This is a genomic window from Pseudonocardia sp. OZ21 (genome assembly GCF_059359135.1).
Map to the genome: position 1 here is coordinate 662,829 of NZ_JCADBN010000001.1, position 25,989 is coordinate 688,817.

Sequence of the window (25,989 nt, forward strand, 5' to 3'; positions counted from 1 at the left end):
GAAGGACGGACCGGGGTGCAGAACCCACACGTGCTGCAGGTGGTGGTCGTGGTCGGGTGCGCCGTGATCGGTTTCACCTGGCTGGCCGGACGGCTGCGGATCACCCCGCCGATCGTGCTGCTGCTCGGCGGCGTCCCGCTGGCGTTCATCCCGTGGACGGCCGACGTGGTGCTGGAGCCCACGGTGGTGCTGCTCGTGTTCCTGCCCGCACTGCTCTACTGGGAGTCGCTCACCACGTCGCTGCGGGAGATCCGGTCCAACCTCCGGGTGGTCGTGATGTCGTCGGTGCTGCTGGTGCTGGCGACCGCCGCGCTGGTGGCCGTCACGGCGCACGCCCTGCTGGGGTTGAGCTGGCCGCTGGCCTGGGTGCTCGGTGCGGTGGTGGCTCCCACGGACGCCACCGCGATGGCGGCGGTGGCGGGCCGGATGCCGCGGCGCACCCTCACCACCCTGCGGGCCGAGAGCCTGATCAACGACGGCACGGCGCTCGTGGTCTTCGCGCTCGCGGTCTCGGTGGCCACGGGCGAGCAGGTGTTCAGCTGGGCCTCGGCGATCGGCGCCTTCGCGCTCTCCTACGTCGGTGGTGCGCTGGCCGGGCTGGTGGTCGCCCGGCTGGCGGTGCGGGCCCGCAAGCTGGTGCGCGCTCCCCTGTCGGAGGCGGCCATCAGCCTGCTCACGCCGTTCGTCGCGTTCCTGCTGGCCGAGGAGCTGCACGCGTCCGGCGTGCTGGCCGTCGTCGTGTGCGGCCTGACGCTGAGCCAGGTCGGGCCCCGGGTGATCGGTGCCAGGACCCGCATCCAGACCGAGGCGTTCTGGCGCGTCACCACCTTCGTACTGAACGGCACCCTCTTCGTGCTGGTCGGGCTGCAGCTTCGCGGTGCGGTCGAGGGACTGTCCTCGACCTCGGTCCCGGGTGCGGCCGGCCAGGCACTGCTCGTGGCGGCCGTGGTGATCGGCACGCGGCTGCTCTGGATGAACGTCACGCCCTACGTCATCCGCGCGATCGACCGGCGCCCCCAGCAGCGGCTGCGCCGGGTGGGCTTCCGGCAGCGGCAGCCGATGGCGTGGGCCGGGTTCCGCGGCGGGGTGTCGCTCGCCGCGGCGCTCGCCGTGCCGCAGGACGTGCCCGGCCGCGACCTGATCGTGCTGGTCACCTTCGGCGTCATCCTGGTGACGCTGGTCGTCCAGGGCCTCACCCTGCCCGCGGTGCTCCGCTGGGCGCGCCTGACCGACGACGGGAGCGAGGCGAGGGAGCAGGCCCTCGCCGAACGGGCCGCCACCGAGGCCGGGCTGTCCGCGCTGCCCACCATCGCGGAGCGCCTGGGCATCGGGCCGGAGATCGTGGAGCGGGTGCGCGCCGACTACGAGGACCACCTGCACGTGCTGGCCGACCCCACGATGCCCGTCGAGGACCCTGCGCTCGCCGCTGAACGCGGCCAGCACGCCGACGACCAGCGGTTGCGGGCTGCGCTGATCGTCGAGAAGCGCTCCGCGGTGGTGGGGCTGCGTGACTCCAGGAAGATCGACGACATCGTGCTGCGCCGGCTGCAGTCCCGCCTCGACGCCGAGGAGGTGCGGCTGAGCGCCTCCTCGACCGACCTGGAGTGACCCGCCCGGCGGGGACCGTCGGGGCGACGACGGTCCCCGTGTGGGGGGAGCGGGCACAGCGGTCAGTGCCGGGCCTCCTGCACCGCGAGGTTCAGCGTGGTGACGTTGACCGTCGGCTCACCGAGGAAGCCCAGCACGCGCCCCGACGACGACTGCGCGACGAGGCCGCGGACCGTGTCCTCGGACAGTCCGGTCACCCGCGCGACGCGAGCCACCTGCAGCGCCGCGTAGGCCGGGCTGATGTCCGGGTCGAGCCCGGACGCCGACGCCGTCACCGCGTCGGGCGGCACGAGCGCGGGGTTCACGCCCTCCCGCTTCGCGATCAGCTCACGTCGCTGGTTGACGGTGTCGAGCAGGTCCTGGTTGAACCCGCTCTTGTTGGAGCCACCGGACGTGGTGGTGTCGGTCGGGCCCAGCGGTCCGGACGACGACGCCGACGGCCGGGTGTGGAAGTACGGGTCGGCCGCGGGATCGGCCGGCACCGGGTCGACCCCGATCAACGACGAGCCGACAGCCGTCCCGTTGGCGGAATGGATGATCGAGCCCCCCGCCGGGCCCGAGAGCCCGGGGAGCTGCGCCACGCCGAACACGACGAGCGGGTACACGATCCCGCAGAGGATGGTGAACGCGATCAGCACGCGCAGCCCGGTGGCGGTCTGCCGCCACAACATGGTGAGCATTTGTCAGATCCCCGGAATCAGGCGGACGAGCAGGTCGATGACGAAGATCCCGGCGAACGGCACGATCACGCCGCCGAGGCCGTAGATCAGCAGGTTGCGGCGCAGCAGGTTGGCCGCGGTCGTGGGCCGGTAGCGCACGCCGCGCAGGGCGAGCGGGATCAGCGCCACGATGATCAGTGCGTTGAAGATGACCGCGGACAGGATCGCCGACTCCGGCGTCGCGAGATGCATGATGTTCAGCGCACCCAGCGCCGGGTAGATCGCCACGAACATCGCCGGCAGGATCGCGAAGTACTTCGCGAGGTCGTTGGCGATGCTGAACGTGGTGAGCGCGCCGCGCGTGATGAGCAGTTGCTTGCCGATCTCGACGATCTCGATGAGCTTGGTCGGGTCCGAGTCGAGGTCGACCATGTTGCCGGCCTCCTTGGCCGCGGCCGTCCCCGTGTTCATCGCGACGCCGACGTCGGCCTGCGCGAGAGCGGGCGCGTCGTTGGTGCCGTCGCCGGTCATCGCGACGAGGCGACCACCCTCCTGCTCCTTCTTGATCAGGGCCATCTTGTCCTCGGGCGTCGCCTCGGCGAGGTGGTCGTCCACACCCGCCTCGGCGGCGATCGCCCGGGCGGTCCGCGGGTTGTCGCCGGTGATCATCACCGTGCGGATGCCCATCGCCCGCAGCTCGGCGAAGCGTGCGGCCATCCCGGGTTTGACCACGTCGGACAGCCGGACCACGCCCAGCAGGCGCGCACCGGCGCCGTCCGCGGAGGCCGCCTCGGCGACGACGAGCGGGGTGCCACCGCCGTCGGAGATCTCGTCGACGATGGCGTCGATCTCGGCCGACTGCGTGGCCGTCCACCTCTGCACCGCCGATGCGGCGCCCTTGCGCACCGACCGGCCGCCGACGTCGACACCCGACATGCGGGTCTGCGCGGTGAACGGCACGAACTCGGCGACGGCCTCTGATGTTGTGGCCTCGCCGGGCAGGTCGTACTCGCGCGCGCAGAGATCGACGATGCTGCGGCCCTCGGGCGTCTGGTCGGCGAGGCTGGAGAGCCGTGCCGCCACGGCGAGCGTGGCGCCGGAGACCCCCGAGACCGGGATCAGCTCCGTGGCCTGCCGGTTGCCGAAGGTGATCGTGCCGGTCTTGTCGAGCAGGAGCGTGTCGATGTCGCCCGCGGCCTCGACCGCACGACCGGAGGTGGCCAGCACGTTGCGCTGCACCAGACGGTCCATGCCCGCGATGCCGATCGCGGAGAGCAGCGCGCCGATCGTGGTCGGGATGAGGCACACGAGCAGGGCCGTCAGGACGATCAGCGACTGGTTCACCCCGGCGTAGGTGCTCATCGGTGCCACGGCGACCACGGCGAGCAGGAAGATGATCGTCAGCACGGCCAGCAGGATCGTCAGCGCGATCTCGTTGGGCGTCTTCTGCCGGGACGCGCCCTCGACCAGAGCGATCATCCGGTCGACGAACGACTCCCCCGGCTTCGTCGTGATCTTCACGACGAGCCGGTCCGAGAGCACGGTGGTGCCACCGGTCACGGAGCTGCGGTCGCCGCCTGCCTCCCGGATGACCGGGGCGGACTCACCGGTGATCGCCGACTCGTCGACGGTGGCGATGCCCTCGACGACGTCGCCGTCACCCGGGATCGTCTCGCCCGCCTCGACCACCACCCGGTCGCCGATGCGCAGTTCGGTGCCGGGCACCTCCTCCTCCGCCCCGGAGGAGGTGAGGCGCCGGGCGACCGTCTCCTTCTTGGTGCGCCGCAGCGACTCCGCCTGCGCCTTGCCCCGGCCCTCGGCCACGGCCTCGGCGAGGTTGGCGAACAGCACGGTGAACCACAGCCACACCGCGATCCACCACGCGAACACGCTGGGCTGGATGATCGCCATGACGGTGACCACGACCGAGCCGACCCAGACCACGAACATGACCGGGTTGCGCAGCTGGGTGCGCGGATCGAGCTTGCGCAGCGCCTCGGGCAGGGACGCGAACAGCTGCCGGGGACTGAACGCCCCCGCCTTGACGGCCTGCGGAGCCTCTGGTGTCGGGGTGGGACGTTCCTGGAGTTCGAGGGTCATGACAGAGCCTCCGCGATGGGCCCGAGCGCGAGGGCCGGGAAGAAGGTGAGGGCCGCGACGAGGATCAAGGTGCCGCCGACCAGCACACCGAACATGGTTCCGTCCGTGGGCAGCGTGCCCGCGCCGGCTTCGACCCGTTTCTGTTTCGCGAGCGAGCCGGCGAGCGCGAGCACGGCGAGGATCGGCACGAAACGGCCGAAGAGCATCGCGAGCCCCAGCGTCACCTGGAAGAAGTCACTGGTGACCGTGAGGCCACCGAACGCACTGCCGTTGTTGTTGGACGCCGAGGCGTAGGCGTAGAGCACCTCGGAGAAGCCGTGCTCGCCGCTGTTGCCCAGCGCGCCGAGCGTGCTCGGCAGCGCGATGGCCAGCCCGGCACCGATGAGCACCAGAGCAGGCATCGTGAGGATCGAGATCGACGCCGCCGTCACCTGCACGCGGCCGAGCTTCTTCCCCAGGTACTCGGGGGTGCGCCCGACCATCAGACCGGCGAGGAACACCCCGATGATCGCAATCACGAGGATGCCGTACAGGCCCGTGCCGGTACCACCGGGCGCGACCTCACCCAGCAGCATGTTGAGGATCGTGATCCCGCCCGCGCCGCCGGTGTAGCTGTCGTGCCACGAGTTGACCGCACCGGTCGACGTGCCCGTGGTGGAGACGCCGAAGAGGATCGAGCTCGGTATCCCGAACCGGACCTCCTTGCCCTCCAGCGCCGCACCGGCTGCCTGCGCCGCCGGGCCGTTGGGGTGGGCCTCGGAGACCCAGGCGATGGCGATGAACGCCACCCAGATGACGCCCATGACGGCGGCGAGCACGGTGCCCTGACGCGTGCTGCGCACCATCGTGCCGAAGGTGCGGGTGAGGCACACCGGGATCACGAGCTCGAGGAAGATCTCGATGAAGTTGCTCAGCCCGTTCGGGTTCTCGAACGGGTGCGCGGAGTTGGCGTTGAAGATGCCGCCGCCGTTGGTGCCGAGCTCCTTGATCGACTCCTGCGACCCGGCGGGGGCCAGCGGCAGCGTGTGCTGCATGCCGTCGACCGCGCTGATCGTGACGCCGGAGCGCAGGGACATCACCACGCCGGTGGCGATCAGCACGATCGCAGCGACGAAGGCGATCGGCAGCATCAGGCGGATCACACCGCGGGTCAGGTCGACCCAGAAGTTGCCGAGCCGGTCGGTGCTGGAGCGGACGAAGCCCCGGATGAGCGCGATCGCCACCGCGATGCCGACCGTCGCGGACACGACGTTCTGCACGGTCAGGCCGGCCATCTGCACGGTGTTGCCGAGCGTGCTCTCCGGCACGTAGGACTGCCAGTTCGTGTTGGTCACGAACGAGATCGCGGTGTTGAACGCCACCGCGGGCGCCACCGCGCCGTGCCCGAAGGCCATGGGGAGGAACGCCTGCAGCCGCTGGAGCAGGTACAGCAGGACGACCCCGACGAACGAGAAGCCGAGCACCCCGGTCGCGTAGGTGGTCCAGCGCTGCTCGGCGTCGGGATCGACGCGGATCAGCTTGTAGAGGGCCTTCTCCACCCGCCAGTGCTTCTGGGTGGTGAAGATGCGCGCCATGTAGTCGCCGAGCGGCTTGTACACGAGCGCGAGCAGCCCGACCATGGCGACGACCTGGAGGATGCCGGCGAGGGTGTCGGTCATGACCGCGCCTCCGCCGGAAGGATCACGTCGCGGCGCATCAGAAGCGCTCCGGACGCAGCAGGGCGACGAACAGGTAGATCAGCAGGCCCAGAGCGATGAGCCCGCCTGCGATGTACGCAGCGGCGTTCACAGCGACTCGAGCCCTCTCACCATCAGGGCGAGGACCGCGAAACCGGCGATCGTCAGCACCAGGTAGGCCAGGTCGGCCATCGTTTCTCCTCCACCAGGACACACCGGCCCACCATGTGGCGGACCGGTGCGCGAGCATCGTCGGATCCTGGGAGGTGCGGTGGGCTGCGAACGCCCCGTTGACGCGCCGGGCCCGCGACGTTGACGCGATCCTGACGCTGCGGTGGCGGCCCTCACGCGCGCGGGATCAGCCGGCCCCTCTCCGTGGGGGCGCCCGATGGAGGTGGCGGTCCGTGCCGGCGACCCCCGGCACGCCGGCACGGACCGAGGCGGGTCCTACCCCTGGTCAGCCTCTCGGCACCTGGTGGGCGGACCGGGTCTCGTCAGCCGGTGGGCACAGCCGGCGGGACGGGCGGAGTCGGCGGGGCAGGGGGAGCCGGGGGGACGGCCACCGAGGGAGGCGCCACACCGGTGGTTGCGGAGCCGGTGGGCGGCGCGAGGGCAGTCGTCGGGGGTGGGGACGCCGTGGTGGTGGCGCTCGCCTGCGCGGTGGCCGACGGCACCGCCACGAGCAGGGGCCCGGGCGGGACGACGACGCAGTCGCCGGTACGCGGATCGAAGTCGATCGTGCCGCGCGGGTAGGGCCGGGCCGCGTTCGCCGCTGTCTCGGCCGCCCGGAAGTCGGACCGGCAGGCCGAACGGTCGGTGGTGTCGATCGGCCGACCGTCCTGGTCGAACAGGTACACGCCGGTGAGCGGGTTGCCCGCGGCGTCGACCGGGCGGATGTCGTGGATCTGGCGGTCCATGTCCTGCCACAGTCCCGGCTGCTGGTAGAGCTGGCTCGAGTAGTCGTTGGCCGGCCGGGGGCCGCCCAGCAGGCCCACTCCGCCCGAGAACAGCGCGCCCAGTGCCAGCACCGCCGCGATGGTGTTGAGCGGCACCACTGCCCAGAGCAGGCGCCGGTCCCGGCGCGTGCGGTGGCCGAGCCAGACCGACACGGGCACCGTCACCAGCGACAGCACCACGACCACGGGCGGGTCGGCCTGCACGAGCACAGCCAGCATCAGTGCGGCCGCAATGACGCCCCGGACCACCCACCACCCCGGCTGCAGGCTGGCCAGGAAGTCCGCGAGGCCGCGCGCCGGCGCTCCCGCGGCGGGCCTGCTGTCGGCGAGCCGGCGCACCAGTGGCATCGCGGCCACCGTGGGCAGGTCCGGACCGTCGCGGGTGAGCAGCGGGAGCCCGACCAGCGGGAGGAGCAGCCCGAGCAGGACGGCCTCCGGCGCGCGCGCGGCGAGACCGAGCGCCACCAGCAGGACCGACCCGACGAGCCCGGCGACCGCGAACGACGCCGCCGTCGACCGGGAGCGCCCCGACCCGGCGGCCGCGGGCGCGGGCGCGGGCGGGTAGCCGGCGGCGGCCCGCAACTCCCCCGCGTAGACCGCGGGGCTGCCCAGCCGCGCGACGAGCGCCACGTGGCTCGCGTCGGCGCCGAGTTCGGCGGTGAGGTCGGCCAGGTGCGCGCGGACGTCGTCGAGGATCTCGGCCAGTTCCGGCGCAGGCAGGTCGGCGAGCGCCGACCGGATCCCCGCCAGGTACTCCTCGGCCGGGCCGGGGAGCAGCCGCACGGTGCGTCCGCCGTCCGTTGCGCCCGCGGCTGTCGCGCCGCGGTCCACGCCGTCGTTGTCCTCGTTCATGCCGCCCCCACCAGCCCTTCCATCGTCACCGCGAACGCCCGCCAGGTCTTGACCAACTCGCGCAACCGCTCCCGGCCCGGGGCGTTGACGCTGTAGTACTTGCGGTGCGGCCCCTCCTCGCTGGGCACGACATAGGAGGTCAACAGCCCCGCGTTGTAGAGCCGGCGCAGTGTGCCGTAGACGGAGGCGTCCCCCACCTCCTCCAGGCCGGCTGCGCGCAGCCCCCGCACCACCTCGTAGCCGTAGCCGTCCGCGCGGTCCAGCACCGCGAGCACAGCCAGGTCGAGCACCCCCTTGAGCAGCTGGCTCGTGTCCACACCGCCCCCTCTCTCCGGTCGTCCTGCGTACCGCACGGTACTGCGCAAGACACAGTAGTACGACAACCATATGACGGGCGTGTCAGGGGTCGGATCGGTGCCGCCAGGATGGCGTCAACACTCCCCATCGGGCGCCTGCGGCCCGCGCAGGGTCGACGTGTGCTCGCACCTCGGCCCGCCCACGCCACCACCGGCCCCGCCCGGCCCGTCCTGCCCGGAGCGGTCGGTGGTGTCCTCGGCCTGCCCGCCGGAGCCGTTGCCGTGATGGTGGCGTGGGTGTTCGGCGGGAGCCCGACGACAGGACTCGTGCTCGCCACCGCGGCGGCCGTCACGCTGGGCGCGATGGCCACCGCCCCCGGCGCCGTCGTCGCCGCGGTCCTCTGCTGGGCCTGCTACGACGGCTTCGTGCTCCACAGCCTCGGCACGCTCGAGGACGGGCACGCCGACCTCGTCGCGCTCGCGGTCGTGGTGCTGGGCGCCCTCGCCGCCCAGCTGGTCGGCGCCGTGGCTCGGCACCGGGATCACCGCGAGTCGCACCCCGAGGCCCTTCCCGGGGCGCTGCCGCACGGCTCACGACGGGCGTGACCATCTCGCGGGCAACCAGGCGGCGGCGCTACTACGCTGCCTGTGAGCTTCCGGATGTACAGCGGCACACCCGGAGCACTGCCCGGTAGTCCGCACGTCCGCAGGAGCCCGTATGTCCGTGGTCGACAACGCGATCTACATCGACGGCAAGCGTGCCGCCGTCCCCTCGTCGCTCGACCACACCTTCGAGGAGCTCCGCCGGTGCCCCGACGGGGGGCGCAGCTTCTGCTGGATCGGCCTCCTGCGCCCGAGCAAGCAGGAGATCGAGGCCGTCGCCGAGGAGTTCGGCCTGCACGGCCTGGCCGTCGAGGACACCGTCAACGCCCACCAGCGACCGAAGCTGGAGCGCTACGGCGACGTCCTGTTCGTGGTGCTGCGACCGGCGCGCTACGTCGACTCCGTCGAGGTCGTGGAGCTCGGCGAGGTGCACCTGTTCCTCGGGCCGGACTTCGTGATCACCGTCCGGCACGCCGAGGAGCCCGATCTCGGCGCGGTGCGCAAGCGCCTCGAGGCCGATCCGGCTCTGCTCGACAACGGGCCGTACTCGGTGCTCTACGCCGTGCTGGACAAGGTGGTCGACGACTACATCCCGGTGCTCGCCGGCCTGCAGGACGACATCGACCAGATCGAGGTGCAGGTCTTCGGTGGTGACCCCGGGGTCTCCAAGCGGATCTACCAGCTCAGCCGCGAGGTCATCGAGTTCCAGCGCGCCGTGGAGCCGCTGCGGGACATCTTCATCGAGCTGCGCGACCGGCTGAAGGAGCTGGCGGGCGAGTCGGATCTGGAGCTGCGCCGGGCCCTGCGCGACGTGGCCGACCACGCCACACGGGTGATGGAACGCACGAGTGCCTTCCGGGACCTGCTCGCCAACATCCTCCAGGTCAACGCCTCTCTCGTCGGGCAGCGCCAGAACGAGGAGATGGCCCGCATGACCGAGGCGGGCTACGAACAGAACGAGCAGGTCAAGCGCATCTCCTCGTGGGCGGCCATCCTGTTCGCCCCCACCCTGGTCGCCTCGATCTACGGGATGAACTTCACCCACATGCCCGAGCTCATGTGGACCTACGGCTACCCCTTCGCGCTGGGGCTGATGCTGCTGTGTGGGCTGATCCTGTACAGGGTCTTCAAACGGGCCGGCTGGCTCTGAATCGCCCGTAACACGCCCAGTGGTGCGCACCACTCGGCGCTATGGCGGCGTCAGGACGTGGGCGGCGGTCGTCAACGCCGCGGTGAACTCCTCCCATCACGGGACGGTTCGCGGGACAACGGACACCTCGGCGGTCCATCGGCCGCCGTCGCCTCCGGAGACCCCCGGACCAAGGAGAACAGGTGTCCCTCGCCGATCTCATCCCGTCATTGCGCACGACGCTGTCGGCCCGGCTGGCCCCCGGCCTGTGGCCGCAGACCGCCCGCGCGACGTGTGACGGGCAGCTTCTCGTGGGCGGTGTCGACCTCGCCGAGCTGGCGGGACGGTTCGGCACGCCGGTGCTCGCCATCGACGCCACGGACGTGCGCTCCCGCTGCCGGGCCTACCGGGAGGCGTTGCCCGGCGTGGAGATCGCCTACGCCGCCAAGGCCTTCCTGTGCCGGGCCATGGCCCGGCTGGTCGACCAGGAGGGTCTGGCCATGGACGTGTGCTCGGGCGGCGAGGTCGCCGTCGCCGCGGCCGCGGGCTTCCCCGGGGCGCGGATGGTGCTGCACGGCAACGTGAAGACCGACGAGGACCTGAAGACCGCCCTCGCCGTGGGTGTCGGCCGGATCGTGATCGACTCCCTCGAGGAGATCCCCACCCTCGCGGCCCTCGTCCCCACCCGCCAGCAGGTGCTGCTGCGGGTCGTCCCCGGTGTCGACGCCGGCACCCACGCCGGGCTCACCACCGGTACGGAGGACCAGAAGTTCGGGCTGTCGATCGCCACCGGCGCCGCGGCGGAGGCCGTGCGGCGGGTGCTCGCCCGCCCCGAGCTGGAGCTGGTCGGGCTGCACTGCCACATCGGCTCCCAGGTGCGCTCGGTCCGCCGGTACGTCGACGCCGCTGAGCGGATGGTCGCCTTCCTCGCCGAGATCTCCCGCGAGCACGGCGTCGAGCTGCCCCAGCTCGACATCGGCGGCGGCCACGCCGTGGCGTACGGCCCCGACGAGCAGTCCCTCGACCTCGCCGCGTTCGGCCGGACGGTGCCCGCCGCGGTGGCCGCGGCCTGTCGCTGGCACGGCCTGCAGGTGCCCCGGCTGACGGTGGAACCGGGCCGCGCTCTCGTCGCCCGCGCCGGCGTCACCGTGTACCGGGTGGCGGCCGTGAAGCACGGGGTGCACCGGACGTTCGTGGCCGTGGACGGCGGGATGAGCGACAACCCGCGGCCCGCGCTCTACGCCGCGCGCTACCCGGTGCGGCGCTTCGGCCGTCCCGAGCGGGTCCGGTCCGTGCCCGTGACCGTGGTCGGGCGGCACTGCGAGTCGACGGACGTGCTGGCCGAGGAGGCGCTGCTCCCCGAGGACATCGCCGCCGGGGACCTGCTCGCCGTGCCGTGCAGCGGGGCCTACCACACGTCCCTCTCGTCGACCTACAACCAGGTCGGACGCCCGCCCGTCGTGGCGGTGGCGAGCGGCGCGGCCGTGCCGATGCTGCGCCGGGAGACGGTGGAGGACCTGCTGCATCGTGACGCGGGTTGAGGAGCGGTGCGGCGGGTCCGCTGAGGTTGCAGCAAAGCCACGTTGCGGCAATCTGGTTGCGTCAAAGTGGCTTTGCTGCAACTCAGGGGTGCGGGTGACGCGGGCGCGGCTGGCAGCGCGGGCAGCTGTACGAGCTGCGGTTCATGAACGGGTCGCGCCGGATGGGGGTGCCGCAGCGGCGGCACGCCCGGTCCTCCTGGCCGTACACGTCGAGCGAGCGGTCGAAGTAGCCCGACGCCCCGTTGACGTTCACGTAGAGCGCGTCGAACGACGTGCCGCCTGCCGCGAGCGCCGCCGCCATCACCTCGGTGGCGGCGGTGAGCACCTCGCGCCCCTGCTTGCGGGTGAGCGACTCGGTGGGGCGCGTCCCGTGCAGCCGTGCCCGCCAGAGCGCCTCGTCGGCGTAGATGTTGCCGATGCCGGACACGACCGTCTGGTCCAGCAGGGCACGCTTGAGCCCGGTGCGCCTGCGCCGGATTGCGGCGACGGCCGCGTCGAGGTCGAACGCCGGGTCCATCGGGTCACGGGCGATGTGCGCGACCGGTTCGGGCAGCAGCCCGCCCCCGGTGGCGGGCACCAGCGGGTGCACCGACAGCCCACCGAACGTCCGCTGGTCGACGAATCTCAGCTCCGTGCCGCCGTCGGCGAAGCGGAACCGGATGCGCAGGTGCTTCTCGTCGGGACTGTCCTCGCCGGTCACGAGCATCTGGCCGCTCATGCCGAGGTGGGCGAGCACGGCGTCCTCGCCCGCGGCGCCCCCGTCCAGGTCGAGCCACAGGTACTTCCCGCGCCGCCGGGCGCCGGTGATGGTGCGCCCGGTGAGGCGGCCGGCGAAGTCGTCGCCGCCTGCCACGTGCCGACGCACCGCACGGGGGTGGGCGACCGTGACCGCGGTGATCTTCCGTTCGAGGACGTGGTCGGCGAGGCCACGGCGGACGACCTCGACCTCGGGAAGCTCCGGCACGGCGGGCTCTCAGGCGGGGCCGGACGCAGCGGGCTCGCTGCCCGCGGCCGCCTCGGCCGTCAACGTGCGCCAGGCGAGCTCGGCCGCCTTCTGCTCGGCTTCCTTCTTCGTGCGCCCCTCGCCGGTTCCGAGTTCCCGGCCCGCCACGACCGCCGTGGCGGTGAAGATCTTGAGGTGGTCCGGCCCGTCCTCGGTGATCCGGTACTCCGGAACGCCGAGGTCGGCCGCCGCGGTGAGCTCCTGCAGGCTCGTCTTCCAGTCGAGGCCGGCGCCGAGCAGCGGCGCGCTGCGCAGCAGCCCGTCGAAGAGGCGGTGGACCAGACCGCGGGCCGTCTCCAGCCCGTGCTCCAGGTACACCGCTCCGATGAGGGCCTCGGTGGCGTCGGCGAGAATGCTCGCCTTCGTGCGACCGCCCGTGAGCTCCTCACCACGGCCCAGATAGAGATGGGATCCGAGCCCCCCGTTGCCGAGGGTGGCGGCCACCCCGGCGAGGGCGTGCATGTTCACCACGCTCGCGCGCAGCTTGGCCAGCTGCCCCTCGGGCAGGTCCGGGTGGTCCCGGTAGAGCCGCTCGGTGACGACGATGCTGAGCACCGAGTCGCCGAGGAACTCCAGCCGCTCGTTGGTGGGGAGACCACCGTTCTCGTACGCGTACGAACGGTGGGTGAGCGCGAGGGTCAGCAGGTCGTGGGCGATCTCGACCCCGAGGGACGCGAGAAGGGGCCCGCGGTCTTCCACGGGCCCCTGCAGGCCTCGCCCTACCACTACGTCGTCGCCGATTCCGCGCTCCCGGCGATCAGGCCGGGCTGACGACCTGGCGGCCGTCGTAGGTGCCACAGGTGGGGCAGGCGAGGTGCGGGGGCTTGGTGGCCCGGCAGGCGCGGTTCGAGCAGGCGACGAGCGTAGGTGCAGTGGCCTTCCACTGCGACCGGCGCGAGCGCGTGTTCGACCGCGACATCCGGCGCTTCGGAACAGCCACGGTAGATCTCCTAGCGGTACTCGAGGGTGTCAGTCGGCGGACAGGCGCTCACGCAGAGCGGCCCACCGGGGATCCAGTGTCTCATGCCCGTGGTCGGGCGCGAGGTCGGCCCACTTGTCCCCGCAGTCGGGGCAGAGACCCGGGCAGTCGGGGCGGCAGAGCGGGGCCAGCGGCAGGGTCAGGACGACGGCGTCGCGCACGATCTGCTCGACGTCGACCATGTCGTCGAGGACCCTCGGCAGCTCGTCCTCGTCGGTGGTCTCGTCGGTGACGCTGTCGGGATAGGCGAACAGCTCCGCGATCTCGACGTCGATCTCGTCGGTGAGCGCGTCGAGGCAGCGGGCGCACTCGCCGGCGAGCGACGCGTGGACGCTGCCGGAGACGTAGACGCCCTCGGTGACCGACTCGAGGCGGACGTCCAGCTCGATGGGCTCCCCCACCGGCACGGCGATCGTCTCCAGGCCGAGCCGGGCGGGTTCGGCCGGCGCCGGGATGGTGCGCCGGTAGGTGCGCATGTGGCCAGGACGCCTGCCCAGCTCGTGGGTGCTGAAGACCCACGGGCTGGTCGGATCGGGGTGGCCGGGGGTGGGGTGGTGCGTGCTCACACACCCAGGGTAGGCCTGTCCCCCCGTCCGGCGCCGGGGCGCGTCCGCGCGCTCAGCCGTGGGGCACGATCCGGAACCGGGCGGCGCCCGCGCCGGACTCGAGCACGGAGACCTGGTACGGCCCGACGGTGGTGGTCGCGCCCTCTGCCACCGTCGTCGCAGCGCCGTCGGCGCCGGAGAAGGACACCCCGTCCTCGCCGATCGTCGTGATACCCACGAGCGGCCCGGGGCCGCACGACACCGAACTGGCGCCGTTGCGGGTCGACACGCGGCCACTGCCCGTCATGCTGATCCGGCCGGGCCCCTGCACCGTCACGCTGCAGTCGTCCGACGGGGACGCCGGGGCCGGCCCCTGGGGTGCGGGGGGCTGCGCGGGCTGCGCCGGAGCACCGCCCGCCTGCGGTGCCGGTGTGCCGGGAACATCCGTGCTGCACCCGGCGACCAGCAGCGCCGGTGCCGCGACGGCGACGGCCATGACGAGACGCACCCGCATCGTGGTGATCCACACGCCCCGGATCGTGCCGTCGTTCCGGGCCGGTGGCGAGGGCACGCCCCGAATTCCGACGAAATTGTCGCACCGGGTGTGGTATCGGACCCCCACCGCGCGCCCGGCACTGAACGCGACGGTGAACTGCGCGCGTTCCGGTGATCGTTCCCCACTCTGAGCAGCCATCGAGCGCTTCCCCCACCGGGTCGTGGGACGCCTCATCAGGGTCTGTCGGGTCGGCTCGGTCCTTTGCACACTTACCCGGGCCACACCGGGAGACGCGATGACCGACACGACGACACCGTCCGGAGCGTTCGTTGATGTGCTGAGCGGCGCCCACAGCTGGTCCGCGGTCAGTGACATCACCGCTCAGAACCGTGCACGGACGGGGATCGCGCCTGCGATGGTCCGCTTCCGGGGAATGCTGTACCTGATCCACCAGGACGTGTCGGACCGAGGGACCGTGCACTACTGCATCTCGCCGGACGGTTCGCACTGGTCCCAGCGGGTCAATCTCACCCTGCGCAGCCATGCGGTACGCGCTGCTGCCGAGGTGGCGCCGATCGTCTTCCGGGACGAGCTGTACCTCTTCTTCCGGGATGCCGTCGATCCCGCGCTGATCAAGGTGTGCCGCACCGGGGACGGGCAGGAATGGTCGACGGTCACCCCGTTCGCGGTCGAAGGCGCCCGGTGTTCGAGCCGGCCGCAGCCGCTGGAGTACCGCGGATCGCTCTTCGTGTTCTATCGAGCCGACAGCGGGACCAGGGGCCTGGTGGCCTGCGTGAGCGACACCGGCGCGGACTGGGACACCCTGGTGAATCTCGAGCACATGACCGGGACGATCGTGGACGAGCCGGTTCCGGCCGTGCACGGCGACCGGCTGGTACTGGCGTTCCGCCCGGCCCAGTCCCCGTCCGCCGTGCTCACCCTGGTCAGCGACGACGGCGCCGCGTGGCGCTACGGCGGCACGATCACCACCACGTCCTTCGACACCGCGACGCGGCCCGCTCTGATCAGCCACTGGGGCCTGCTGTATGCGTTCTACGTCGACTACGTGGACGAGGGTGCGCTGTTGGTCAGCCACAGTGCCGACGGCGTCTCCTGGTACGGATGGCGGTCGATCAACGGCCACAACCGCAGCCGCGAGACCCCGGTCCCGGCCGTGTGGGACGACCGGCTGCTCCTGTTCTTCCGCGACGAGTCCGAACCGGCCCACGTGAACGTGTGCGCGAAGAACGACCACGACAGCTGGCACCGGTACACGTCGATCTCGGCTCGCAACCACGCCGACGCGAACGGTGCGCTGCAGGTGGTCGCCGACGAGTTCGGCATCGACGTCGGCTACCGCTCGACGGCCTACGACGGCAACGGCCTGGCCGCGTTCCACGCCACCGGGCCACAGCCGTGGTCGATCCGGCTCGCCGACGTGCCGGACGCGGTGGACGCCGTGTCCACCGTGACCGGTGTGGTGAAGCACTGCGTCGTCGGTGATCTCCCCCGGGGCACCGACGACAGCATCACGTCGATGGTTCCCTACCGCGACTGGTTCCTGTTGCTGCGCGACCGCGGACCGGAGACTCCCGGCGTGGTGGACATCGTCGACCGAGTACAGCACCGGGAGGCCCGGGCCGTCGCCCTGCCCGACGACGGGCTCGACCGGCCGGGCGGATGCCAGTCGATCGGCGACTTCCTCGTCGTCCCCGTCCGCAGCGAGGAGACGCACGACGGCTGTGTGCGCTTCTACGACCTGAGCGTCGTGTCCGACACGAGCGGCCCCCTGCTGCTGGACCTGCGCGTCGACACCGGGATGGCGGTGGACGCCGTCGGGATCACCGACATCGGCTCCGGGGACGACCAGCACTACCTGCTCGCGGCGTACGCCGACGGCGTGGTGTCGATGTACGAGTCGAACCCGGTACCGCTGAGCGACCCGCGCTGCCGCTTCACGTTCCGGTTCTCCTGCCCGACGACGGTGCGGCCGCGGCCGGACGCCATGGCCCTGCTCACGGACGCCCGTGGCGACGTGTGGCTGGTCGGTCTCGGGTCCCAGGAGTCGGAGGAGTCGGCCGGCTTCGACGACTGGATCACGCTCTACCGGATCGACCTGGCGGCCGGACGGCTGACGATCTGGAGCCGCGACCGGCTCCGGATGCGCGCGCCCGAGCGGCGGTTCATGATCCACTTCCGGTTCGGGGCCGGACTCGACGTGCTCGACTCCGAGACGCTGCACGTGTTCGCGGCCGACGGGAACGTCGACAACATGGAGCAGGACGGACTGTTGTCCTACACCGAGTTCGGACCGCCAGGCTGACCGAACTCGTCGGCCACGAGCGCCGCCAGTTCGAGCACCGCATCCGCGGTGTCGGGGCGGAGCGCGGCCATCTCGATCTTGCCTCCGACGGCGAGATGCGGGTCGTGTGGAATGTCCACCACCGCCCGGCACCGGGTCGAGAAGTGTGCGCGCAGCCGCGTGGCGTCGACCTCCCTGCTCGTCCGGTCGCCGGACAGCACCACGACAGCCCGGGCGACCAGGTCGCGATGGCCGTGGGCCAGTAGCCAGTCGAGCGTCTTGCTGGCCCGGCTGGCGCTGTCGAGCGTGAGTGCACCCACCACCACGAGGCTGTCGGTCGTGGCGAGGGTGCCGTTCATCGCCGAGTGCATCATCCCGGTGCCCGAGTCGGTGACGACGATGTTGTAGAACCGGTTGAGGACCGTGCACACCTGCTCGTACTCGGTGCGGTTGAGGGCCTCGCTCCGCGCCGCGTCCTGCTCGGAGGCCAGCACCTGCAACCGGCCGGCGAGGCTCGTGAACCGCGCGACGTCGGGAAGCGCCTGTACGGCGTCGATGTGGTCGAGCAGGTCCCGCACCGTCGTGCCGGGCTCGCCGGTCAGCCGATCGGCGAGGGTGCCGGCGTCGGGATCGCCATCGAGCGCGACGACGCGGTCGCCGCGGTGCTCGGCCAGCGCCAGTCCCAGAAGTGCCGTCACGGTCGTCTTGCCCACGCCGCCCTTGATGGAGGTCACCGCGATCTGGTGCGGGCCGTTCAGCTCCCGCCGGATACGCGACGCCAGGTCGTGACGGCGACGCTCGACGGGCCCGGCGCCGAGGTTGATCACGCCACCGCTGGCGGCGTGGACGGCACGCCGCCAGCCCACGGTCGGTGCATCGGAGCGCGGCCGGACGATCATGTGGTCGGCCAGTTCGGCAGCCGTGGCGGCGGGAGGGCCGCCCGCTGCCCCGGTGGGCGGCTCCGCAGGCCCGACGGGAGGCGGCTGCTCCTCCGGCTCGGGCGGGACATCCGATGCGGAACCGGTGGACGACGCAAAAGCTCTCTTCGGCATGTTCCCCCCACCGCGCGGCGATGTCGCTGCTGGATCCGGGCGCTGCGCCGGACGAAGGCGAGATCGAGGAGATCTCGCGTGATCACCGCCAACCGGATCTTACGACCAGTACGTCCGGGTCTGGATGACCGTCAGGCGACCGTCGGGGGCGCCATGTCCCGGTAGGCCTTCACCAGCTGCTCCTCGGCGTCCCGCAGGTACACCGCGAGCGCCTCGGCCGCCGCGGGTCCGGCGCCCCGCTGCAACAGGGCGAGGATCTCCTTGTTGCGCGCCAGGTACGGCTCGTGGAAGCGCTTGGGGTCCGCCATCACGTGGAAGACCAGCCGGAGCTCCGCGAGCACACCGCGCATGAGCTCGTCCGTACGCGGGCTCTCGGCGAGCGCGACGAGCCCCTCGTGGAACTTGAGGTTGGCCGTGCCCAGTGCCTGCCAGCCCTGCCAGCGCAGGGCGTCCTCGCCGTCCGAGACCGCGACGACGAGCTGGTCGATCCCGCGCGGGACCTCCGTGATGCTCCGGACGACGCCGCACTCGACGAGGATGCGTACGCGGTAGAGGTCGATGACGTCCTCGATGCTCAACGTCCGCACGAACACGCCCCGGTTGAGCTCGTGGACGAGCAGCCGCTCGTGCGAGAGCAGCCGGAACGCTTCCCGCAGCGTGTTGCGGGAGACCCCGAGGGCGGTGCCGATGGTGTCCTCCGCCAGGCGGGCCCCTGGCAGGAAGTAGCCCTCGCTGATGCGGCTGCGCAGGATCGCGGCCACCCGCTCGGCGGTGCTCGTGCGGTTGAGCAGCAGCCGGTCCGCCGCCAGGCCATCGGTCGTCACTGCAGGCCTCCAGCCATGGACGTCGGACATGATCCGTCACCACGGGAACACAGGGCCGTGCGACACGTGGATCGTACGGCGATGTCGGTCGTTCCCAGAAGCATGGTGTGAATTGTAGAACAATCCTCTACGCTAGAACGATCACGTCAGGGCGAACCGCCGGCAGTGACGGGGCGTCGACGTCGACCACGGGGGCGAGGTGTCGATCACATGGCACGCATCCCCCGCGTGTGCATCACGGAACCGGGTGGGCACCGGTGACGGCCACGGAGGTGTCCTTCGGCGTGCTCGGCCCGCTCGAGGTCGTGGCCGGTGGACGACCGGTACCGGTGCCGCAGGGCAAGCAACGCGTCGTGCTCGCGGCACTGCTCCTGCGGGCGAACCGGACGGTCTCCATCGCCGAGCTGACCGACCAGCTGTGGGACGGCCCCACCCACCCCGGTGCCCCGTACGACGGCAGGGGCACCGTGCAGAAGCACGTGATGCGGCTGCGGCAGGCCCTCTCCGGCACCGGGGCGCACATCCGGACCGAGCCCGACGGGTACCGGATCGAGCTCGGGCCGGGACAGCTCGACCTCGACCGCTCCGACGCCCTGGTCCACCAGGGCAGACGCGCGGCCGCGCTGGGCGACGACCGCGCCGCGTCCGCCGCACTCACCGAGGCGCTGCAGCTGTGGCGGGCCGTGCCGCCGCTCGCCGACGTCGCGTCGCCCGCGCTGCACCGCAACGAGGTGCCCCCGCTGGTCGAGCGCTACCTGCAGGCACTGGAGCTGCGCATCGACGTGGACCTCCGGCTCGGCCGTCACGCCGAGCTGTCGGAGGAGCTCATCGGGCTCGTGCGCACCCACCCGCTGCGCGAACGTTTCTGGGCGCAGTGGATGCGGGCGCTCTACGCCACGGGACGCCAGGGCGAGGCCCTCGAGGCCTACCGGGACGTGACGCGGCTGCTGGCCGACGAGCTGGGCGTCGACCCCGGGCCCGAACTGCGCGCCGCGCACGAGCAGATCCTGCGGCGCACCGGCCCGCCCGACGCTCCACCGGTGACCGCTGTCCTCCGTGACATCCGGCAGCTGCCCGTGGCACCCACCGGCCTCGTCGGGAGGCGGCAGGCGATCCGGCAGCTCACCGATCTGCTGGGCGCCGCGAAGGACGCCTCGGCCGTGCGGCTGGTGGTGGTGGCCGGCCCGCCGGGAGTGGGGAAGTCGGCGGTCGCCGTGCACGCGGCCCACCGGCTCGCCGACCGCTTCCCCGACGGGCAGCTGTTCGCCGACCTCGGTGGCTACGGCGACACCCCGCCGCAGCCGCCGGAGGAGACGCTCGCCCGTTTCCTGCGGGCCCTCGGCATGCCACCGGAGGAGGTGCCGCCGAGACTCGACGACGCGGTGGCCGCGTACCGCTCGCTGACCGCCGGACGACGGCTGCTCGTCGTGCTGGACAACGCGAACAGCCCGGCGCAGGTTCGCACCCTGCTGCCCGGGGCCCCCACCTGCGGCGTGGTGGTCACCAGCCGCCACGAGCTGGCCGGCCTGCTGGTCTCCCCCGGGGGACGCCGGATGTCGCTCGACATGCTCGATCCGGACGACGCGCGCCTGCTGCTGAACGGCATCGTCGGCGACGAGCGGATGACGCGTGAGCCCGAGGCCGCCGGCCACCTGGTCGCGCTGTGCGGCGGGCTGCCGCTGGCGCTGCGCGTGGCGGCCGCCCACCTCGTGACCCGGCCACACCTCCCGGTCGCCGCCTACGTCGAGGAGTTGCGCGCCGTCGACCCGGTCTCGGCCCTGCGGGTCCCGGGCGACCGGCAGCTGGGGGTGGCCACCGCGCTCGATGCGTCGTACGTGCAGCTCACCGCCGAGCAACGCCACCTGCTGCGCCTCCTCGGTCTCGTGCCGGACGACCGGATCACCCCGGAGGTCGTCGCCGTGCTGACGGAGCAGCCGGCCACGGTCGCAGCAGCCGGCCTGGACCAGCTGGCCGAAGCCGGCCTCCTGCAGCGGCAGATCGACGGCGGCTACCGGCTGCACGGTCTGACCCGGGCCTTCGCCGTGCTGCGCCAGACGCAGGAGGACGACCCGCGCGAGATCCACGCCGCGCGGCGGCGCCTGTCCGAGACCGGGGAACGCCAGCAGGGCGGCTTCCCCCGTAGCGCTCTCCGCCGGCCCACGGCCCGGCGAGCGTGATGTCCGATGTGTAACGGGAAAGGTGGAGTCGGGCGATGAGTGATCGGGTACGGTGCGGGATCTTCATGGCAGTACGCGCTCACCCCAGCATGTCCGCCGGCCGGCGCCTCGGGCTCCGCGTCCCGGCATCGTGCTGGCATCGGCGCGGCAGTGCGGTCGGCCACACTCGCGTGCGTGCGGTGCCGCCGGCTGGAAAGGGCCTCGACGAGGCCTGCGGGGGCAGTGGTGGAGATGCACGGGGGGCAGGTGCGCCGCCGAGCTGTATCGGGCGGCGTTCCCACCACCCGCTGCGGTACGGCGGGGCACGCGGGCACCACGCGAGCGTGACCTCGCCAGGGGGGACGACATGACCGACGAGCCGACCACGTGTGCGCTTCCGGGGTGCAACGCCTCGATCGAACAGCCTACGGACGGCGGGCCGCCCCGTCGGTACTGCACACCGGCCCACCGGGCGGCCGCACGTAAGCAGCGCCACCTGGCCGCCGCCCACACCGAAACCGACACCGACGCGCCGGCCGAGCAGCCGGTTCCGGTGGCATTCGCAGCCCCCGCACCGGAGCAGACACCTGCACCGCCCGCGGCGGAACCGGAACCGGAGCCGCTCGCTCCGCGCCAGGGCCCGGCGCGTCCGTGGAGCGCCGCCGCCGCGTGGCTGGTCACCCAGACACCCCCGCCACCGCCCCGTCCCGAGCGGCCACCCGGGGAGAACCGCCGCGCCGCGCGGAGCGCAGGGGAACGCAAGGGCGCTGCCTCGCTGATGCGCCGGCGGGCGGTGGCCGGCATCGCGGTCGCGAGCCTCATCGCCGGAGGCGGCGGATACATCGTCACGAGCACCCCGATCCCGGTCGTGCCGCAGGCGCAGCCACCAGCCACTCCGCCACCGGCCGTCGACGCGGGCCAGTGGGCAGCCCGTGCCGAGGTCGTGCTCGCCTCGATCACCAAGCAGCTCGACACCGTCGCGCTCACCGAGGCGAGCTGGGCCCGGGTCCCCGAAGCGGCCCGCGCGGGCCAACCGGCCGCGCTGCGAGCTCTCCAGGAGCGCAAGGCGCTCCTCGAACAGCAGCGCGTCACGCTGCAGTCGCAGATCAGCGCGTTCCGCACGCTGTCGGAGGTCACCACCGACCTCGCCTCAGCGCAGGAACAGCTCGACGCCGTGGAACGGGCCCTGCGCACCGCCCCCCAGGCACCCACCTCACCGGACCAGGCCGAGGTTCTCCGCACCCTGGCCGCTCAGCGCGAGATGCACCGGCAGCAGCGGGACTACAACGTGCAGGAGCTCGCCACTCTCCGCAGCGGCGTGGACGAGGCGGTCACCGCCCCACTGCCCGACGAGAGCGACCGCACCACGGCGATCGCGCAGCAGGTCATCGCGCTGATCGAGCGCCGGCCCGACCCGCAGCCGCGGGCGAAGGCACCCGAGCAGGCTCAGGCGGTCGTCCCCCGCCGGGAGAACACCCGCGAGGAACGCCAGACCGTCAGCTCGACCGCGCCACCCGACCCGTCCCGCCCGGGCGCCGCCGGCCGCGCCGCCACCGACCTCGCGATGCTCGGGCGCAGCAACAGCGGCGTGACGAACAATGCCGTGACCAGCAGGGGCGTCACCGGCCGGGGCACCACCGACGTGGTCCGCACGAGCGGTGCCGTCCTCCGCACCGCGGGGCACGTCGTCGACACGGCACAGCAGACCGTCACCGGGCGGCAGTCGAGCTCCGAGGACCGCTCGGAGCGATCGGCGGAGCGCAGCCGGCCGGTCAGCAGGCTGGTCAGCACCATCACCGGCTCGGCGCTGGGTGGGTCCGCGGAGCGCCAGGGCTCCGGCTCGTCGGGGAGCGACTCCGGCAACCGGTCCTCCGCGGGCGAGGCCGAACGCAACCGATCCGGTGATGCCGGGTCCCGCTCCGCGCGCGCCGACAGGTCCCCCTCGCCGGCCGCTCACGACGATCGGTCCCAGGCACGCACCGGGCGGACGGCAGGGGTGGCCGCCTTGCCCCGGGGCAAGGCGGAGCGCGTCAGGGACACCGCGGCGCAGGCCGTGGGTGCGGGGGCGCGGCTCCTGGACCCCGTCCTGAACGCCCGTGACCGGACACCGGACGCCGGCGCGACCACCGGCCGGGGCAGCACCCGACCGGGTGCCGGGGCCACGGCCGGGAAGCCGGACCGGACCGCCGGCACCAGCCGGACCGGGTCGCAGGACAGCCGCAAGGCCGGCACCGCCCGGGGTACCGGCAGGACGGCCCCGAACGCCACCGCACCGGGCCGGACCACCCAGAACAAGGCAGCGCAGAACAAGGCAGCGCAGAACAAGGCGCCCCAGGGCAGGACCGCCCCGGGGAAGACGGCCCCGGAGAAGACGGCCCCGGGGAAGACGACCCCGGGGAAGACGACGCAGAACAAGACCCCCCTGGGCCGTACATCCCAGAACAAGGCAGGGCAGCAGCAGGCAGGCCAGGGGAAGCCGGTCGAGGGGAAGTCGGCCCGGGGGAAGTCGGACCAGGGGAAGTCGGACCGGGGCACGAATTCGCAGAACACCGCAGGCCACCACAAGGCGCAGAGCAAGCCGGCTCAGAAGAAGACCCCGCAGACCAAGAAGGCCAGGACCGGCCCGGGGAGCAGCGGCAACACCGCCACCCGGAGCACCGGCGGTGCCGGTAAGGCCGACAGCGGGAAGAGCGGCTCGTCGAAGTCCGGCGCCTCCGCCGGTGGCAGGTCGTCCGGCAAGGGCTGAGCCACCTGGCGGACGCCGGGCCGCCCCGCACACCGCGGGGCGGCCCGGCGTCGTGCACGAGCAGGCCGCGCCCGCTCGTGGTCCGCTCAGCTCAGCCCGGCACCTGCTCCGGTACCGCCTGCACGGTGGAGGCCCGAGGTCCGAAGCCGTCGGCGAGCAACGCCGCGAGGCCGAGGAAGGCATCGTGGGTGGTCCGCCGCAACAGGGGGAGCTCGATCCGCCCACCGGTGGCGAGATGCGGGTCGTGCGGGATCTCCACCACGGCGCGGCACCGCGCGTCGAAGTGCCCCCGCACCCGCGCCAGGTCGACCTCCTTGCTCATCCGGTCGCAGCTGAGCACCACGACGGCGTCGGCCACCTGCGCCTCGTGGCCGTGCGCGACCAGCCAGTCGAGCGTCTTGCTGGCCCGGCTCGCGCCGTCGACCGTGGGGGCACCGACGATCACCAGACTGTCGGCCAGCGCCAGCGTGCCCTCCATCGCGGAGTGCACGAGGCCGGTGCCCGAGTCGGTGATCACGACGTTGTAGAACCGGGTCAGCACCTCGCAGACCTGCTCGTACTCCGCCCTGTTGAACGCCTCGCTCATCGCGGGATCCTGCTCGGAGGCGAGCACCTGCAGCCGGCCTGCGAGGCTCGTGTAGCGCGCCACGTCGGTGAGCGAGTGGGTGGCGGCGATGTTGTCGAGCAGGTTCCGCACGGTCACCGAGGTCTCGGTGGTGAGCCGGTCGGCCAGCGTGCCGGCGTCGGGGTTCGCGTCGAGCGCGATCACCCGGTCGCCGCGGTTCTCGGCCAGTACGAGCCCCAGGCACGCCGACACCGTGGTCTTGCCTACGCCGCCCTTGAGCGAGCTGACCGCGATCTGGTGGGCGCCGGGCAGCGGCCGCCGGATCCGTCGCAGCTGGTCCTGCCGGACCCGCTCGGCCGCACCGACACCGGGGTTCACCAGTCCGCCGGTCATCTTGTAGAGAGCGCCACGCCAGCCCCGCTGGGGCCGATCGCTGCGGAAGCGGACGATCGAGTCCTCGGTGAGCTCCGCGGCGCTGGCGGCCTCGGGCCGGGAGCCGCTGGACCCCGGCCCGGCAGCCGCCACGGCGCCCGCGGGCCGGTGCGGCTCGGCGGGAGCGCCGCCGGTGCCCTGCGCGGTGGCCGGCTCCGGGTCGTCGGGTGAGGCGTCGGCGCGCGTGTCCACCGGCGCCATCTCGTTCGGCTGCGTCATGCCCGTCCTCGGCCGCTCACGGCCACCTCTCCCCTGCTGCTGTCGATGATCGGCTCTGCCGTCGGGACGGAGCCGGGTGCGTCGCTCGGACGCGGCGCTCAGGTCACGAAGCGGTCGGCCATCAGCGCGGCGAGCCGGTACGCCGCGTCACGCGTGGCGGGCCGCAGCCGGGAGAGCTCCACCCGGCCGCCCGTGGCGAGATGCGGGTCGTGCGGCATCTCGATGACCGCACGGCAGCGGGAGGTGAAGTGCTCGCGGATGCGGTTGCGGTCGACCTCGGCGCTGACCCGGTCGCAGGACAGCACCACCACCGCATCGGACGCGAGTGCCGAGTGCCCGTGCGCATGCAGCCAGTCGAGGGTCTTGCTGGCGCGGCCCGCGCCGTCCACCGTGGGCGCCCCGACGATCACCAGGCTGTCGGCGAGCTCGAGCGTGCCCTCCATCGCGGAGTGCACCAGCCCGGTGCCCGAGTCGGTGATGATGATGTTGAAGAAGCGGTCGAGCAGGCGGCAGATCTGCTCGTACTCCTTGCGGTTGAACGCATCGCTGGACGCGGGGTCCTGCTCGGAGGCCAGCACCTGCAGCCGGCCGGCGAGGCTCGTGTAGCGCGACACCTCGGTCCAGGAGTGGATGCGGTCGATGTCGCGCAGCAACTCGCGCACGGTCACCGACGACTCGCCGGTGAGGCGGTCGGCCAGCGTGCCGGCATCGGGGTTCGCGTCGAGCACGATCACGCGGTCCCCGCGGTTCTCGGCCATCACGAGGCCCAGCAGCGTCGCCACCGTGGTCTTGCCGACCCCACCCTTGATCGAGGTCACCGCGACCTTGTGGGACTTCAGGAGCGGGTGGCGGATGCGGTGCAGCTGATCACGCCACTGCACGTCGGCCGGGCTCGGACCGGGGTTCAGCAGGCCGCCGGTGGCCCGGAGCACGGCGCGGCGCCAGCCCGAGGTGGGCTCGTCGGGCCTGGCCCGCAGGATCGACTCGGAGCTCAGCTCCGACGCCGATGCGGGGCCGCCCTCCTCTTCCCGCGGAGCGATCGAGGAAGCATCTCCCGTCGAACTCACTGCACCCCCTGGCCGAAGGCCCGTCGTCGTGGCGCCCGAGTGCGGTTCGAGCCTGTGGCCGTACCGCTCCCACCAGAGAGAAGGGTCCGGTTCGGCCCGGCGGCTCGCCACCGGCAGAGGGTAACGCGATGACGACTGCTGACCACCCGATAGTGATCGAGCTGTGCTCCAAACGGGGGAGCC

22 protein-coding genes are annotated in these 25,989 nt (G+C 72.5%); 7 read left to right on the forward strand and 15 right to left on the reverse strand.

Annotated elements, in window-relative coordinates; all coding sequences use genetic code 11:
* The first annotated feature begins 15 nt into the window (after positions 1 to 15).
* Positions 16 to 1,608, forward strand: coding sequence for a Na+/H+ antiporter (locus tag AC5L35_RS03240; RefSeq protein WP_495057979.1), 1,593 nt, complete (start codon positions 16 to 18; stop codon positions 1,606 to 1,608).
* A 62-nt stretch (positions 1,609 to 1,670) separates the two neighbouring features.
* On the opposite strand, the gene AC5L35_RS03245 is transcribed toward AC5L35_RS03240, so the two are convergent.
* The 6 genes from AC5L35_RS03245 to AC5L35_RS03270 form a co-directional block, all read right to left on the reverse strand.
* Complete coding sequence (locus AC5L35_RS03245) at positions 1,671 to 2,288, reverse strand: potassium-transporting ATPase subunit C (RefSeq protein ID WP_495057980.1); 618 nt, start codon at positions 2,286 to 2,288, stop codon at positions 1,671 to 1,673.
* A 3-nt stretch (positions 2,289 to 2,291) separates the two neighbouring features.
* Entirely contained in the window at positions 2,292 to 4,367 is a 2,076-nt protein-coding gene (gene kdpB, locus AC5L35_RS03250; protein ID WP_495057981.1) for a potassium-transporting ATPase subunit KdpB, read from the reverse strand.
* Positions 4,364 to 6,025: a potassium-transporting ATPase subunit KdpA gene (gene kdpA / locus AC5L35_RS03255; protein ID WP_495057982.1), complete on the reverse strand. Its 1,662-nt coding sequence runs from the start codon at positions 6,023 to 6,025 to the stop codon at positions 4,364 to 4,366. The genes kdpB and kdpA overlap by 4 nt, the downstream gene beginning before the upstream one ends.
* A gap of 37 nt (positions 6,026 to 6,062) precedes the next feature.
* Complete coding sequence (kdpF, locus tag AC5L35_RS03260; RefSeq protein WP_312859578.1) at positions 6,063 to 6,155, reverse strand: K(+)-transporting ATPase subunit F; 93 nt, start codon at positions 6,153 to 6,155, stop codon at positions 6,063 to 6,065.
* Positions 6,156 to 6,537: 382 nt separating this feature from the next.
* Positions 6,538 to 7,851, reverse strand: coding sequence for an HAAS signaling domain-containing protein (locus AC5L35_RS03265; RefSeq protein ID WP_495057983.1), 1,314 nt, complete (start codon positions 7,849 to 7,851; stop codon positions 6,538 to 6,540).
* Complete coding sequence (locus AC5L35_RS03270; protein ID WP_169398102.1) at positions 7,848 to 8,168, reverse strand: PadR family transcriptional regulator; 321 nt, start codon at positions 8,166 to 8,168, stop codon at positions 7,848 to 7,850. The genes AC5L35_RS03265 and AC5L35_RS03270 overlap by 4 nt, the downstream gene beginning before the upstream one ends.
* Positions 8,169 to 8,327: 159 nt before the next feature.
* Between AC5L35_RS03270 and AC5L35_RS03275 the strand changes: the two genes are divergently transcribed.
* From AC5L35_RS03275 to lysA, 3 genes are all read left to right on the forward strand, one after another.
* The gene (locus AC5L35_RS03275; protein WP_495057984.1) at positions 8,328 to 8,753 is read left to right on the forward strand and encodes a hypothetical protein; all 426 of its coding nucleotides are present in this window, start codon (positions 8,328 to 8,330) and stop codon (positions 8,751 to 8,753) included.
* A gap of 112 nt (positions 8,754 to 8,865) precedes the next feature.
* Positions 8,866 to 9,900: a magnesium/cobalt transporter CorA gene (gene corA / locus AC5L35_RS03280; protein WP_495057985.1), complete on the forward strand. Its 1,035-nt coding sequence runs from the start codon at positions 8,866 to 8,868 to the stop codon at positions 9,898 to 9,900.
* A 182-nt stretch (positions 9,901 to 10,082) separates the two neighbouring features.
* On the forward strand, positions 10,083 to 11,420 hold the full coding sequence (lysA, locus tag AC5L35_RS03285; RefSeq protein WP_495057986.1) for a diaminopimelate decarboxylase: 1,338 nt from the start codon (positions 10,083 to 10,085) through the stop codon (positions 11,418 to 11,420).
* 82 nt (positions 11,421 to 11,502) lie between these two features.
* Here lysA and mutM read toward each other — a convergent pair whose 3' ends face one another.
* Genes mutM through AC5L35_RS03310 form a run of 5 tightly spaced genes read right to left on the reverse strand, consistent with a single transcriptional unit; the run spans position 11,503 to position 14,476 of the window.
* Positions 11,503 to 12,384 carry a bifunctional DNA-formamidopyrimidine glycosylase/DNA-(apurinic or apyrimidinic site) lyase gene (gene mutM / locus AC5L35_RS03290; RefSeq protein ID WP_495057987.1) on the reverse strand — a complete coding sequence of 294 codons (882 nt, stop codon included), beginning with the start codon at positions 12,382 to 12,384 and terminating at the stop codon, positions 11,503 to 11,505.
* Positions 12,385 to 12,393: 9 nt separating this feature from the next.
* Positions 12,394 to 13,122, reverse strand: a complete 729-nt coding sequence (gene rnc, locus AC5L35_RS03295; protein ID WP_495057988.1) for a ribonuclease III — start codon at positions 13,120 to 13,122, stop codon at positions 12,394 to 12,396.
* A gap of 58 nt (positions 13,123 to 13,180) precedes the next feature.
* Positions 13,181 to 13,363, reverse strand: a complete 183-nt coding sequence (gene rpmF / locus AC5L35_RS03300) for a 50S ribosomal protein L32 (protein WP_379620151.1) — start codon at positions 13,361 to 13,363, stop codon at positions 13,181 to 13,183.
* Between the two features lie 29 nt (positions 13,364 to 13,392).
* Positions 13,393 to 13,968: a YceD family protein gene (locus AC5L35_RS03305; RefSeq protein ID WP_495057989.1), complete on the reverse strand. Its 576-nt coding sequence runs from the start codon at positions 13,966 to 13,968 to the stop codon at positions 13,393 to 13,395.
* Between the two features lie 52 nt (positions 13,969 to 14,020).
* Positions 14,021 to 14,476 carry a hypothetical protein gene (locus AC5L35_RS03310; protein WP_495057990.1) on the reverse strand — a complete coding sequence of 152 codons (456 nt, stop codon included), beginning with the start codon at positions 14,474 to 14,476 and terminating at the stop codon, positions 14,021 to 14,023.
* Positions 14,477 to 14,738: 262 nt separating this feature from the next.
* On the opposite strand from AC5L35_RS03310, the gene AC5L35_RS03315 reads away from it, so the two are divergent.
* Positions 14,739 to 16,766 carry a hypothetical protein gene (locus tag AC5L35_RS03315; RefSeq protein ID WP_495057991.1) on the forward strand — a complete coding sequence of 676 codons (2,028 nt, stop codon included), beginning with the start codon at positions 14,739 to 14,741 and terminating at the stop codon, positions 16,764 to 16,766.
* Here AC5L35_RS03315 and AC5L35_RS03320 read toward each other — a convergent pair.
* Complete coding sequence (locus AC5L35_RS03320; RefSeq protein WP_495057992.1) at positions 16,739 to 17,797, reverse strand: MinD/ParA family ATP-binding protein; 1,059 nt, start codon at positions 17,795 to 17,797, stop codon at positions 16,739 to 16,741. The genes AC5L35_RS03315 and AC5L35_RS03320 overlap by 28 nt on opposite strands.
* A 131-nt stretch (positions 17,798 to 17,928) precedes the next feature.
* Positions 17,929 to 18,651, reverse strand: coding sequence for a GntR family transcriptional regulator (locus AC5L35_RS03325; RefSeq protein ID WP_495057993.1), 723 nt, complete (start codon positions 18,649 to 18,651; stop codon positions 17,929 to 17,931).
* 227 nt (positions 18,652 to 18,878) lie between these two features.
* On the opposite strand from AC5L35_RS03325, the gene AC5L35_RS03330 reads away from it, so the two are divergent.
* Both AC5L35_RS03330 and AC5L35_RS03335 read left to right on the forward strand, forming a co-directional pair.
* Positions 18,879 to 20,798 (forward strand): AfsR/SARP family transcriptional regulator, encoded by a 1,920-nt coding sequence (locus AC5L35_RS03330; RefSeq protein WP_495057994.1) that lies wholly within the window; start codon positions 18,879 to 18,881, stop codon positions 20,796 to 20,798.
* 346 nt (positions 20,799 to 21,144) lie between these two features.
* A complete protein-coding gene (locus AC5L35_RS03335; RefSeq protein ID WP_495057995.1) occupies positions 21,145 to 23,523 on the forward strand; it encodes a hypothetical protein in 2,379 nt (792 codons plus the stop codon).
* 91 nt (positions 23,524 to 23,614) lie between these two features.
* Here the strand turns inward: AC5L35_RS03335 and AC5L35_RS03340 are convergent, their stop codons facing one another.
* Both AC5L35_RS03340 and AC5L35_RS03345 read right to left on the reverse strand, forming a co-directional pair.
* Positions 23,615 to 24,739, reverse strand: coding sequence for a MinD/ParA family ATP-binding protein (locus AC5L35_RS03340; protein WP_495057996.1), 1,125 nt, complete (start codon positions 24,737 to 24,739; stop codon positions 23,615 to 23,617).
* A 98-nt stretch (positions 24,740 to 24,837) separates the two neighbouring features.
* Positions 24,838 to 25,806, reverse strand: a complete 969-nt coding sequence (locus tag AC5L35_RS03345) for a MinD/ParA family ATP-binding protein (RefSeq protein WP_495057997.1) — start codon at positions 25,804 to 25,806, stop codon at positions 24,838 to 24,840.
* Between the last annotated feature and the right edge of the window lie 183 nt (positions 25,807 to 25,989).

Bases quoted from the DNA above. Each gene is read 5' to 3' on its own strand.
- AC5L35_RS03335 (WP_495057995.1), top strand. From the start codon at position 21,145: ATGACCGACGAGCCGACCACGTGTGCGCTTCCGGGGTGCAACGCCTCG.
- AC5L35_RS03315 (WP_495057991.1), top strand. From the start codon at position 14,739: ATGACCGACACGACGACACCGTCCGGAGCGTTCGTTGATGTGCTGAGC.
- AC5L35_RS03265 (WP_495057983.1), bottom strand. From the start codon at position 7,851: ATGAACGAGGACAACGACGGCGTGGACCGCGGCGCGACAGCCGCGGGC.
- AC5L35_RS03245 (WP_495057980.1), bottom strand. From the start codon at position 2,288: ATGCTCACCATGTTGTGGCGGCAGACCGCCACCGGGCTGCGCGTGCTG.
- corA (WP_495057985.1), top strand. From the start codon at position 8,866: ATGTCCGTGGTCGACAACGCGATCTACATCGACGGCAAGCGTGCCGCC.
- AC5L35_RS03340 (WP_495057996.1), bottom strand. From the start codon at position 24,739: ATGACGCAGCCGAACGAGATGGCGCCGGTGGACACGCGCGCCGACGCC.
- kdpB (WP_495057981.1), bottom strand. From the start codon at position 4,367: ATGACCCTCGAACTCCAGGAACGTCCCACCCCGACACCAGAGGCTCCG.
- AC5L35_RS03325 (WP_495057993.1), bottom strand. From the start codon at position 18,651: ATGTCCGACGTCCATGGCTGGAGGCCTGCAGTGACGACCGATGGCCTG.
- kdpA (WP_495057982.1), bottom strand. From the start codon at position 6,025: ATGACCGACACCCTCGCCGGCATCCTCCAGGTCGTCGCCATGGTCGGG.
- AC5L35_RS03320 (WP_495057992.1), bottom strand. From the start codon at position 17,797: ATGCCGAAGAGAGCTTTTGCGTCGTCCACCGGTTCCGCATCGGATGTC.